Here is a 12,889-nt window from a genome sequence, read left to right as displayed (position 1 = left end):
GCGAACGAGCGGATTGATATGGCGGGGCTCATTTCGCGATCGGTTTCAAGCCGGCTGGACGAGCCGAAGCGAACCGGAGCGGCGTTGCACCGGCAAACTTGGCGGTCGGGCCGAGCTCGTCCTCGATCCGCAGGAGGCGGTTATACTTGGCAAGCCGCTCGGAGCGTGCGACCGAGCCGATCTTGATCTGGCCGGCGGCGGTGGCGACGGCCAGGTCGGCGATGGTCGTGTCCTCCGTTTCGCCCGAACGGGCCGAGACGATGGTCCGGTAGCCGTGTCGTCGCGCGAGCAAGATTGCGTCGAACGTTTCCGAGAGGGTGCCCACCTGGTTGACCTTGATCAGGATCGCGTTGCCCGCATGGCGCTCGATGCCCTGGCGGAGCCGCCCGGTCTGGGTTGCGAACAGGTCGTCGCCGATCAACTGGACCGAGTCACCGAGGATCCCGGTCAAGCTCGACCAGCCGTTCCAGTCGTCCTCGGCCAGGCCGTCCTCGATCGAAACGATCGGGTAAAGTTTGGCCCAGTGGGCGAGCATCGCGGTCATCCCGGCCGAGTCGAGGACGTCGTCGCCCGCCGCGGTCAGGTGGTAGGTGGCCGTCTCGGGGTCGTAAAAGTGGCTGGCCGCGACGTCCAGCGCGATCGCGACGTCGCGCCCCGGCTCCAGGCCGCAAGCGAGCACGGCCTCGAGAATCAGATCCACGGCCTGTGCGTTGGTGGAGAGCTTCGGCCCGTATCCCCCCTCGTCGCCGACCAAGGCCCCTTCCATGTCCTTCTCTCGAAGCACCGCGCCCACGGCGCGGTAGATGGCCGCCGTCATTTCGAGGGCTTCCGAATAGCTCGGGGCACCCCCCGGAATCATCAAGAAATCCTGAAAGTCCAGATTCGCACCGGCGTGCAGGCCCCCCGAGATCAGATTGACCATCGGCATCGGCAAGACAGGCTCGGCGAACTCTCCCGGCTCGAGACGGCTGCGCCAGAGCCGGTTGAGGTGAACGTATAAAGGTACGCCACGGCCCGAGGCCGCGGCATGCGCGACGGCCAGAGAGACGCCCAGGATCGCGTTGGCACCGAGCCTCCCCTTGTTGGCCGTACCGTCAAGCGCCACCAGGGCGGCATCGATCCCGGCCTGATCCTCAAGGTCCATACCTTGGATCGCCGCGGCGATCTCGCCATTGACATGGCCGACCGCACGGAGCACTCCCATGCCGCCGTGTCGCCGGTTCTCAGGGTCGCGAAGCTCGATTGCCTCGTGCCGTCCGGTACTCGCCCCCGACGGCACAATGGCCCGGCCCACCTCGCCGTTGGAACCGGCGACCTCGACCTCCACGGTCGGCCGACCTCGTGAGTCGAGGACTTCGCGACCTTTGAGCTTCATTACTGTGAGCATGAGCAAGTTCTCAAAAGCAAGGCCGGGCGGTTCGTGAAATTTCGTGACGAAGGTGGGCACTAATCCAAAAGGGCTGGTCGCATTTCTCGTGCCAGCAGTTGGAGCGTCTCGTCCCAGGTCGCGGGCTGTTCGCGGAGCGCCGCGCGGGCAAACCGACGGACGGACGCCTGACTCGGGGCATCGAGATAGTCGACCGGGCTGGTGCCATCGACGCGAGCCAGTGAGCAAGCCGCCGCATGGAGGCAAGCGCGGGGGACAAGCCCCGTATCGAGCCGAGCACCCACCCGTTCGAGGTAGGCGTCGTGAAAGACCCGCGTTAATGCCAGAAGCGAGCCATCAGCCGGGGCGGCCCGGACGCCCTTCAAAAGCAGGTGGCTCAGGACGAAGCCCAGGTCGTAGGCAGGGTCGCCCGCATGCGCTGTCTCGAAGTCGACCAGCGTCAACCCAGTCGAATGGACGAGTATGTTCTTGGGGCTGAAGTCAGCATGTACGAACGTACGCACAACAGGCATGGCCAATGATTCAATGAGTGAGTGAATCTCGGGGGCGAGGTCGGGGTGAGCGCGGACAATTGTCCGGTAAAACGGATCGACCCGCAACTGCTCAAAAACGACGGTCTCGGCAAGCGACCCGTCCTGGAGTGCGGGATGGCCGAGCGTTTCCACATGAATGGAACCAAGGATCGAGGCCGCGGCCCGGGCCACCGCCACGTCGGCCTCGCCGGCGAGGAGTCGCTCTTTCCAGACGACCGAGTCGTCCGGAGCGCAGGTCATCGCAAAGAGAAAGTCGTCGGGTTCGGCAAAGAGGACGCGGGGGGTCACTCCGTCCGGCAAAACAAGGCCGAGCAGGTCGAGGGCGGCTCGTTCGGTCCAGATCCGTTCGAGCCGGCTGATCCAGAGGGCCTTGGTCCGTAGCCGCTCGCGCGCCTGCTTGAGCACAAACGGCGGTTCGCCCGCGACGTCCACTCGCATGACGACGTTGGAGACCCCCCATCCCAGCGCCTGCACCCGGACGTCGCGACCGTCGGGCACGCGACCCCGCTCGCGGAGATATTCGGCGGCGGTCTCGGGGGTCACTTCGCGCATCGGGGCCCTCCCGGTCGATCGAACTCAAAAAAAGACGGGGGCGAGTAGGCAGTGGCAACCGGCCGCCCCGCAGAAGAGAATAGCAGCCAATCGGATTGCGTCGAAGTCGCCTCTCTCTCAAAAAAGCGAACGGTCACGAAACCCAATGAGTCGATTGTCCGATATTCTCGTCATCGGCGGTGGCGCGATCGGTGGGGCAATCGCCTGGTCCCTGGTCAAGCGCGGGCTGACGGTCACACTGGTTGAGGCGGGTCGAGTCGGCCGCGGGGCCAGTTGGGCCGCCGCGGGAGTGCTCGCCCCCGACTGGAGCGGCCACGACCCCGCGGCGCTCACCGTCATGGCCGAAGCGGGCCTCGCGGCCTGGCCCGACTGGGTGGCCGAGATCGAGGACCGCACCGGCCTGGGACTCAGTTTTCGGAGGGACGGCCTGCTCAACGTCTGGGTCGATCCCGACGTCCCCCACCTGCCCCACGACCTAGCCACGGAACCACTCCCACCGGCCGCGGGCCAGCGACTGAGCGCGGCCGAGGCCCGGGAACTCGAGCCAAGCTTGACCGGACCGATCCTGGGCGGAGCGCTCGCACCGGCCGATGCCCAGGTGGACAACCCCCGACTCGCCCCCGCCTTGATCCAGGCGGCGGCCGACCAGGGACTTCGCGTCCTGCTCAACACGCCGGTCACGGCCCTGCTCGGTTCCGGGGGAGTCTGTCGAGGAGTCCGCACCGCTTCGGGCACGGAGATCGCCGCAGGCGCCGTCGTGCTGGCCGCCGGCGCCTGGTCGGGACCGCTGGCGGCGAGCTCGGGCATCCACCTGCCGGTTGAACCCTGGCGTGGGCAGATGCTCGCCTTCGATACCCCGGCTCGGCCTCTCCGGCACATCGTCTTCTGCGGCGAGCTCGTCCTGATCCCGCGTCCACACGGCCCACTGCTCGTCGGCACGACGCTGGAGCACGTGGGGTTCGACTCGCGAGTGACCATGGCCGGCCTGCACCAGATCCTCGCGCGGGCCGAACGGATCGTCCCCGGCCTGGGGGATCTCCCCCTGGCGCGGACCTGGGCGGGCCTTCGCCCCGGCACCCCCGACAACCTCCCCTACCTCGGCCCTATCCCTGGCTGGGAGGGCCTTTATGTCGCGGCTGGGCACGGCCGCAAAGGCATCATCCTGGCCCCCATCACCGGCGAGTTGATGACTCGGCTGATTCTCAATCATGACCTCGACCCCATGATGGAGCCGTGTCTGCCCCAGCGCGTGGTTGATTGACTCGCCGGGCGGCCGCGGATCATTGTCGTTGTAACTTCGCTCTGAGCCTGGCAGAATGACATCTACGACCTGGTTCTTCGACGGCTCAGCGCCGCGATCGATCAACCCACCCACCTACCCATGCCCATTGTCCCCACGGAGAAGCCCTCCATGCGCGACTCTCACCCCTCGCGGCGCACGTTCGTGAAGCAGTCGGCCGCCGCGGTGGCCGCAAGCTCGGCGGCCCAGTTCGCCCTCCACACGAACGCCCACGCTGCGGGAAGCGATATCATCAAGGTCGGCCTGGTCGGATGTGGAGGACGAGGCACCGGCGCAGCCGTGCAGGCCCTCACCGCCGATTCGAACGTCAAGCTCGTCGCCATGGCTGATGCCTTCGAAAACAGGCTCGAAGGGAGCCTGTCGACCTTGAAGGGGTCCACCGTCGCCGACCGGGTCGACGTGCCCCCCGATCGGCAGTACATCGGTTTCGACGCCTACAAGAACGTGATCGACCAGGTCGACGTCGTCCTGCTGACGACCACCCCCCACTTCCGCCCGATCCACATGGCCTACGCCGTGGAAAAGGGCAAGCACATGTTCGTCGAGAAGCCGGTCGCCACCGACGCCCCCGGCGTCAGGTCCGTGCTCCAGACCTGTGAGGAAGCCAAGAAGAAGAACCTCTCGGTCGTCTCCGGCCTCTGCTGGCGCTATTACGAGCCGCGACGCGAAGCCATGAAGCGGGTTCACGGTGGCGACATCGGCAACATCGTCGCCGTCCAGACCACTTATAACTCCGGTGGCGTCTGGGAGCCCGTGGTCACTCGCGACGAAGTCAAGTCGGACATGGAGTACCAGATGCGCAACTGGTACTACTACACCTGGCTTAGCGGCGACCACATCGTCGAGCAGGCTGTCCACGGCATCGACACCATGGCCTGGGCCCTGGGCGACGAGCCCCCCATCAAGTGCTGGGGATCGGGCGGACGCCAGGTGCGCACCGAACCGAAGTATGGCAATATCTTCGATCACTTCTCGATCGTTTACGAATACCCCAACAACGTCCGGGGCTACCACACCTGCCGCCACTGGCGCGGTTCGGCCCAGCAGGTCAAGGACTACGTCCTGGGGGCCAAGGGAACCTGCGACGTGTTCGGCGAAACCTCGGGCCCCCGGATCACCGGCGAGAAGCCCTGGCGCTACCGCGGCTCAAAGCCCGACATGTATCAGTCCGAGCACAACGAAATGTTCGCCGCGATCCGCGCGGGCAAGCCGATCAATAACGGCGAGTACGCGGCCCGGAGCACCCTGCTGGCCATCATGGGCCGGATGACCTGCTACACCGGCGAGGTCATCACCTGGGAACAGGCGCTCAATTCCAAAGAGAATCTGTCACCGGCCGCCTATGTCTGGGGCGATGCCCCGCAACATCCCATCGCCCGGCCTGGTGTCACCAAGTTCGTCTGAGCGAGCTCGCCGCTTCGCCAGCCACACGCAAGGCTCCCCCGCTCTCGAACTTCGAGGGCGCGGGGGGCCTCTTTTTTTTTCTCAACGATCTGCGAGTGGGCGAGAATCAGCCTGCATTTCCGGCCCGGTAGAATTCCCCGCGGCCCAGGGCAATTCCTCGGGTTTGCGCCGACCCGAGAGAATTACGGCCGGGCCGGCCGTGCTACTGCAAATTCACCCATGGCGGAAACCGCAAGAATCCTCGGTACTTTCGCTCGGTCGCGGATCGTCGCTTTTTGCTTGGCCACGCGGGGCACGGCCCAAGCACACTCCCGAGACTCCGGCACAAGCGGGGCCCGCAAAATGCCGATGTTGAAAAACAGGTGCTTGTGATCCGCCATTTGCTGACGCATACTAGCGTTGAACAATCCTGACGGCAGTGCGAACTGTCAGGATTATCCCTCCATTGACAGCCGTTGACCACGGGATCGAACGTCCCGTGGCGTCCTCAACGTGAGATTGGGCGTCAGTCGCTCCCCTGGCCACGGGACACGCAAAACGTGCACCCGTTTAGCCATTTTCATCAGAACCTATGCATTCTCGGCGATCCGCGTGATCATCGTTCGGGTGCCGATCGTTCTGCGCCGTCGCTCGCGACGGTGCGACTTGTCAGTCCGACCGTGACCCCGAGGAGGGACAACGCATGCTGAACATCGGCGGCGGTGCACGAGGCAAGTACTGTGACGGCGTCAGCCGACGCGATTTCCTCAAGATCGGCGGATTGGCCTTGGGGGGACTCTCACTCCCAGGGATCTTGCGAGCGGAGGCGCAGGCCTCAATCGCCTCGTCCAACAAGGCCATCATCATGGTCTTCCTGGCCGGCGGTCCCCCGCACCAGGACATGTTCGATCTGAAGATGAATGCGCCGGCCGAGATTCGGGGCGAGTACCGGCCGATCGCGACCAATGTACCAGGCCTCGAAATCTGCGAGCACATGCCCCGGCTTGCCACCATGATGGATAAAGTGGCGGTCATCCGCACCATGGTCGGCGCCCACGGCGACCACTCGGCCGGCCAGTGCCTCACCGGCTACACCGACACGATCAGCAAGGTCCAGGGGGGCCGACCCAGCCTGGGGGCAATCCTCTCCAAGCTCAGAGGGCCGGTCGAACCGTCGGTCCCGCCGTTTGTCGGCCTCTCACCGAAGACGAGCCATCAGCCCTGGAGCAATCCCGGCGAACCCGGCTACCTCGGCATGGCCCACTCGCCGTTCAGCCCATTCCGCGCCGAGGCGGTCGCCTCCGCCGAGCCAACCTTCAACCTCGACCAGGGCCGGCTCGGCGGCCGCCGAACCCTTCTGGGCGAACTCGACTCGCTCCGCCGTCACCTCGAGTCCGACGAGGCCATCGGTGGGTTGGACTCGTTCACTCACCGTGCCTTCGACATTCTCAGCTCGGGCAAACTCTTCCAGGCGCTTGACGTCACCAGGGAAGACCCGAAGCTCCGCGCCAAGTACGGCTACGGCGACATGACCAACGAAGCCGACGGTCCCCCGTGCTGTAACGACCAGTTCTTGATGGCCCGGCGACTCGTCGAAGCCGGAGCCCGTTGCGTGACGATCTCGTTCGGACGCTGGGATACACATAGCGACAACTTCGCATCCTGCGCCCAACGAATCCCCAAGCTCGACGCGGCCCTCTCCACCTTGATCGAAGACCTGCACATGCGTGGTCTCGACAAGGACGTCTCCGTCGTCGTCTGGGGCGAGTTCGGCCGGACCCCGAAGATCAACAAGGCGGCCGGCCGCGACCACTGGCCGCAGGTTTCCTTCGCGCTCCTCGCCGGCGGCGGAATGCGGACCGGGCAAGTCATCGGCTCGACCGACCGCAATGGCGAAGGCCCCAGGGACCGCCCCGTCACCTTCCAGAGCGTGTTCGCGACCCTCTACCACAACCTCGGCATCGCCCCCGATACCTCCGTCCCCGACCGCAACGGCCGGCCCATGTACCTGCTCGACAACTTCGAACCGATCCGTGAAGTGATCTGAGGGAACGAGCCGCGGATTCAGTCACCCAGCCCTGTTCCCTCTCAAGCGATGGCCCTCGCGTCAGGTTCAAGGACTGGGAGGCGCCGGCAATTACAACCGCTGCAGAACAAGAACCCCATTCGCGGGGATTTTGAGCTCGATCCGGCCACCGTTACAAGGAATAGCGGCGCCGTAATTGCCGACGTTTCCTCCCCCGTAGATGCCGGCGTCACTATTGAACGTCTCCAGCCAGAGCCCCGACGGCAAGCGATCCGACCCCGTCTGGATAACGTACCCCTGCTCGAACGGGCGGTTGTTCAGGCTCGCGACGATCAGCAGTTGATGGCTCCCCTGCCTGCGAGTGAAGGCAATCACACGGTTGGCGCCAAGGACGTGGACGACGTCGATGGAGTGCGAGCGGACGGCGGGATTCGCCCGGCGAAGGCGGATGAGGTCCTGGTAATAGCGGAACATTTTCGCCCCATTGCCGGTCCGCTCGCCCTTGAGGTCTTCCTTGCTCGTGGCGATATTATCGAACTTGCAACGCTTCTGGGCGACGACCTCCTCGCCCATGAAAAACATCGGGGTCGCCGCGGAAAGGATCGAGAGGGCCGCGGCAACCCGGCTCCGAGCCTCCGCGAAGGTCCGGGTTGCGCCGAAGAGTGCCGCGTCGTTCACCGCGACCCGGCTCGTGCGAAGGCTGCCATCGGCGTTTCCCGCTTCGTCATGCGACTCGTGGTAAGCGACCTTGGCGAACTGGCTCGCCCAGAGCCGCCCGGCGAAGTCCTCCATCGCGAGCGGGCCGTCATGGCCAAAGCCGGCCTCGTGGAGGAGCCGCGCGGCCCCGTCAGCCATGTTTGAATCGCCGATGAGATGGTGATAGAACTCGGCGAACCAGGTCGTGTCGAAGCCGAGGCCGCCCACGTTCGGCAGCTTCGTCACCGCGTCCCAGCCGGTGTGGTCCTCGGCGACGAGCATTACCGCCGGCCGGATCATCCGGAGTGTCCGGCTCCACTCGCGGAGAAATTTCTGCCCGAACAGGTTCGCGTTCCGGACACTCCACCCATTCGCCTTCAATCGGTTGTCGCGATGAATCGCCTGAGTGAGATCAACGCGGAGCCCGTCGACGTGGAATTCCTCGATGAACTCAGCGGCGCTACTGATGAACATCTGCCGGACTGGCTCTTCCCAAAATCGAGGGGTGAACCCGGACGATCCGTTGTCCAGGTAGCCGCCGGCCGGAAACGGATGGTCGGTGCTCCGGCCTTCGTACCAGTAGTAAATGTTCTCCTCGGGTTTGGTCGAGTCGTAGGCCCACTCCGCCCGCTCGGCCTCCTGGTCGAAGTGGTTGTAGACGACGTCCTGGATCACGGCGATGCCGCGGCGGTGACAGGCGCGGACGAAGTGCTTGTACTTGTCTCGCCCCCCGGCGCTCGACTCGATGACAAAGTGGTGCGTATCGCCGTAGCCCCAGCCCAGGTTGCCGGAAAACTCCGAGATCGGAAGCAACTCAACGGCGTTAACCCCGAGGTCCGAAAGGTAATCGAGCAGGTCCATGGCGTCGGCGAGCGTGCCGGGGCCTCTCCCGGGATAGCCGAGCGAGCCGATGTGCAGCTCATAGATGACAAGATCCTGGATCTCGGTTGGTCCGAGAAGACCGTGCGGGTAGTCGATCGCCCAGAAATCCTGGTCGCTGATCTGATGGGGAGGCGAGGTCGCCGGCTCGAACTCCTTCCGCACGATGTCTTGATCGATGATCACACTGCAACTCACGGTCCCGTCGAGCGTGTCGGGATTGCCGTCCCAGCTCGTCTTCACCGGGTTCCTGTCCCCACGCCCGAGCTGCCAGCGAGAATGAATATCTGTACGATAAACGATATTGCCCTGGGCATTCTCAATCCGAAACATGTAGGGAAGACCGACATACCCGGAGAAGCCGCTCACCGGCGCACTCTCCCAGAGGCCGTCGGTCCCCCGGGCGAGGGCGATCCGAGGTTTTGCAGGGTCGATTCCCACTCCACCATCCGTGATGTACCCATTGTCAAGCCTGCCGAAGACAACCTCAACCGACCTGGCATTCGGAGCCCAGACCGCGAACTTCAGATCGGGTGGCTCCGAGCCGACCGCGTAGGTTTTCTGCGCCCCCAGGCGACGACTATCGGTGAAGTAGTACCGCGCTTCAGCCGAGCCGCCCGGGCCCGGAAGCGTGACGGTGCGGAAGCGATCCTGCGACTCGCCATCAGACACCTCAAGGTTGATCGCCCACATGTTCGCCCCTCCGGGGCCGTCGAACCGCACGCCCCAGCGGTGCTCCCGGCCCGCTTCGGAGTCATTGAACTCGACCGTCGCCGTGAACCCGGGGCACCCGTCCTCGGCCCTGATCTCCGTCATCGGTAGTTCAGCCCAGCCGTTCCAGCTCCCGGCGAGCCGGGCGTTACGAAAGATCCTCCGCTTCAAGCCGGTTAGGTAGGTGAATCGGACGGAGATCATCGGGTCCACTCCGGTGGCCTGTGCATGGGGAATCAATCAAGTGCGAGCGCAAGCGGCTCTCTCCCTCACAGAGCGGCGATCACCCAATCCGCATTTTCTTATCACCCCACGGATCGCCCTGGGCACAGACGCCCCTGTCAATTCACCGCGTGCTCACACGACTCACTTTACAATATTAATCCGACGAGTCTAGCCAGCGCATCGGCGAATGGCCACCTCCAAACGAATGGGGGGAGCAACAATCGGGTGGCCGCCCCCTGAGGGCGCTCCATCGATCTCAACAAGATCGGTTGATCCGCGACAGAGCGAAAGCACCGAGGATTATCGCGGTTATTGCACCCAGTTGATTTGTAGTAGAACGGCCGGCCCGGCCGTATTTCCCTCGGGTTCGGCGCGAGCCCGAGGAATTGCGACCGGCCGAGAGGATACGACCATTCCAACCGAACCAGCCCCCCATTTCCCCTTCGTTGGGTGCAACTCCAAGGAGAGCTGATGGAGTCGGGGCGCAGCCCACCATCCCAACCTCCCTTCATGATCAAGGAGATAGGGACAGTGAACTGTGCTTACCTACGGGAGGAATCCGCCCCCCCAACTGCAAACCAATTCAACAAACATAACTGCTTACACTTCGGCATAGCCTAACCTTACTGCCCGCCTCTTTCCTGGCTTCACGTGGGAAACGCTCACGGCAACGTCGAATAGATCACGATGTTCGTGGCAATCCTGAGAGCGCTCTCAGGGACGTACCCTTTGCAGTCAAGTCCTTGATGACGCTCCAGGGCGCAGCCAATATCGTATTTCGAGTAGATGACGGCCCAGTGGCCATCGATCTTGATCCCTTCGAGTTGAGGAACGTCACGGCCGCCCCCGGCCGCTTTGGTGTACTGGACGTCGGAGAGGTCGAAGCCTACCTTTTTCGTGTAGATCTCGTCGTCCCGAGGGATCGGAACGAGCGGGTGGTTGGGGAGCATGGTGGCGACGAACTTGCGGAAGCTTGCGTCGAAGGCAGGGCTGCCGCAGGCGGCGTCGGCGAAAAGCGTTCCACCTCCCGGATCCAGATGCATTCGGATCTTATCCATATCCTCTTTGGAAAACGTGAATCCAGCGCGGCCGTGGTGGTAGATCAGAGGATAGTGGACGATGTTCGGGTCGCTGGGAAAGAGTTCCTTGTGGTTGACCACTACATCGAGACCGAGCTTCTGCCTCAATGAGATCGTGAGGTTCGGGATCGCCAGGGGGGCGATGTTCCAGTCTCCGGCATGACGAAGCTTGGCAATGTGCAAGGCCCCGCGCTGGGGAGTCTCCGGCTTGAAGTCTCGGACTTCGCGCGCCGCCAATTTGTCGGCGGGGAGCTCGCGGCCGGTGGCATAGTCCACCACGTTCTGGCCGACCCGCTGAGCCTTGATCACGCTCGGATTCGCGGGGCTATTCTCCGCCTGGTTCCAGTAGCACGACAGGTCTCCCGGCGAGTAGATCACCACGGTCCGGCAGCCATGCTCGATTCCCCAGAGCGGATGAACGTCGGGGCTCAGCACGTGCCGGGCGCGCCAGACCGCATGCTCCTCGGCTAGCGGATGAAGGGCGTAACCCTCGTCGGGAAAAATTTCCTTCATCAGCGTTTTGAATCCCCGGTCGAACTCCTCCCTGCCGCAGCAGGCCTCGGCAAAGATGAATCCCCCTTGCTCGACGTAGGAGCGAAGGTTCTGCTTCCCTTCCGCAGTCAATTCGGGAGCTTGATGGCCGTTGAAGTAAACAATCGGTGCTTGCAGCATATCCTCAACGGTGGCCAGGTCGGGATCGACCACTTGCCAGGTCAGAACCCGCCCGCCGAGGATGTCTTTCCAGTCGCGTGAGACGACACTGACGAGGTTACGGATATCGTCAACATCATTGTTCCAGTCGTTGCCCGGGCCGTGGCGGAGCTTGTTGATCAGGACCGGCGAACGCCCCTTGGCCAGGTACAAGACCGCGAAACTGGAGGTAACGATGAACTGCGAATTCTCGACGGGGCCATTCCCCTGCCAGTATCCCTGGACCGGATCCTGGTCGCGAACCAGGCGTTCGGCCCCCTCGCGATACCAGTCATGGTTGCCGAAGAAACGCTGGCCTGTGAGCCTCCCTGCGCGTTCCAAACCGTAGAGGTAGTAATAGCGCCAGGTCAAACCGTTGCCGAAGTTCTCGTTCACCCGGAAGTGGCTGGCCATCCAGTCGAGACCGCGCTGAAGGTTGACATTGATGCCCCCCTTCCCACAGTTAGCGATCTCGTCCCCCTCGAGAGTCTCCTGTCCCTGGAACCGTTGCAGGCCGGTAATGATCAGGCTCGAGATCCCCGCGCAGGTCATGCTGCCGGTGGAGCCCTGTGCGTCGCCGGCGATATAGGGCCAGCCCCCATCGGCGCGCTGGCATTCTTCCCAGTAACGGCGGGCCAGCGTCCAAACCTGCGGTGAAACCGGTACGCCAACCTCGCTCGCCGCGTTGAGCCCCAGGAGTGCGTACTGGCTGTTCGAATTGTCGCCCCGTTGGGACTTCGTCGCGGTATACGTCCATGAACCGGGCCAGGGGACACGATCGCCCGGTTTGATCTGAGCCTTCTCGAGCCATGCAACATTCGCCGTGATCTTCACAAGATCCTGCTGCGGATCGGCGGCGGCCAGGGCCATCGTGTGGAGTGAAACGGCGTAGGTGTTGTTCAGTTGATCAGGGCCGAAGTCACGCAGATACGTCAGCGCTCGCGTGATGGTGGGCGAGTTGGCCGGCTCCCCCGCCGTCAAAAGTGCCAGTGTGATCAGGCTGGTGGTGCCGCTCGGGGCGTCGCCCACCGCGTCGCTCCACGAGCCATCGGCCCGTTGCTGGCTCTTCAGGTAGCGAACCCCATTGCGAAGGGCCCGCTCGACCTCCTCCCGCGTGACGGCCGCGTTGGCGATCGTGGCCTGCCCAATTGCGATCACGACCAGGGTGAGGACCGCCGTCACGAACCAGGAGCGAGACAGCCGCCGCGGCAAGCCGGCATTCGAACAATCGCCTTGAAACAGCACGACGCACTGACCTTTCCGGATCGGGCCGAAGCGGAAGCCCGAGAAACGCAGCGCGAAGGCGAAGATCCTTCAGATCCGCCCCCGGACGCCGCCCAATCCCTACGCCCCATGACCCCATCTTACCCGGACAGATCCCGCGCCCGCGACACGCCTTGGTTTAGCTTTCCCTCTTGGCCGCTCATG

The 12,889-nt window shown here is 63.9% G+C and carries 7 protein-coding genes; 3 read left to right on the top strand and 4 right to left on the bottom strand.

From position 1 onward, the window contains the following. Nucleotides 1-28 precede the first annotated feature (28 nt). Entirely contained in the window at nucleotides 29-1,387 is a 1,359-nt protein-coding gene (gene eno / locus V5E97_RS08080; protein ID WP_406698813.1) for a phosphopyruvate hydratase, read from the bottom strand. A gap of 59 nt (nucleotides 1,388-1,446) precedes the next feature. After that, entirely contained in the window at nucleotides 1,447-2,472 is a 1,026-nt protein-coding gene (locus V5E97_RS08075; RefSeq protein ID WP_406698812.1) for a phosphotransferase family protein, read from the bottom strand. A 145-nt stretch (nucleotides 2,473-2,617) separates the two neighbouring features. Here V5E97_RS08075 and thiO point away from each other — a divergent pair, with 145 nt between their 5' ends. The 3 genes from thiO to V5E97_RS08060 all read left to right on the top strand — a co-directional run bounded on the left by thiO (nucleotide 2,618) and on the right by V5E97_RS08060 (nucleotide 7,202). Then, entirely contained in the window at nucleotides 2,618-3,733 is a 1,116-nt protein-coding gene (gene thiO, locus V5E97_RS08070; protein ID WP_406698811.1) for a glycine oxidase ThiO, read from the top strand. A gap of 150 nt (nucleotides 3,734-3,883) precedes the next feature. Beyond that, complete coding sequence (locus V5E97_RS08065) at nucleotides 3,884-5,176, top strand: Gfo/Idh/MocA family protein (protein WP_406698810.1); 1,293 nt, start codon at nucleotides 3,884-3,886, stop codon at nucleotides 5,174-5,176. Between the two features lie 682 nt (nucleotides 5,177-5,858). Next, on the top strand, nucleotides 5,859-7,202 hold the full coding sequence (locus tag V5E97_RS08060) for a DUF1501 domain-containing protein (RefSeq protein WP_406698809.1): 1,344 nt from the start codon (nucleotides 5,859-5,861) through the stop codon (nucleotides 7,200-7,202). Nucleotides 7,203-7,292: 90 nt separating this feature from the next. Here the strand turns inward: V5E97_RS08060 and V5E97_RS08055 are convergent, their stop codons facing one another. Together V5E97_RS08055 and V5E97_RS08050 are read right to left on the bottom strand one after the other, a co-directional pair. Beyond that, nucleotides 7,293-9,671, bottom strand: a complete 2,379-nt coding sequence (locus V5E97_RS08055; protein WP_406698808.1) for an alpha-amylase family glycosyl hydrolase — start codon at nucleotides 9,669-9,671, stop codon at nucleotides 7,293-7,295. Between the two features lie 683 nt (nucleotides 9,672-10,354). Then, nucleotides 10,355-12,673, bottom strand: a complete 2,319-nt coding sequence (locus V5E97_RS08050) for a DUF4159 domain-containing protein (protein ID WP_406698807.1) — start codon at nucleotides 12,671-12,673, stop codon at nucleotides 10,355-10,357. Between the last annotated feature and the right edge of the window lie 216 nt (nucleotides 12,674-12,889).

Source organism: Singulisphaera photorubra (assembly GCF_045290345.1).
Lineage (GTDB): Bacteria > Planctomycetota > Planctomycetia > Isosphaerales > Isosphaeraceae > Singulisphaera.
Note: the sequence above shows the minus strand (reverse complement) of the source record. Positions and strands in the feature narration are given on the sequence as shown.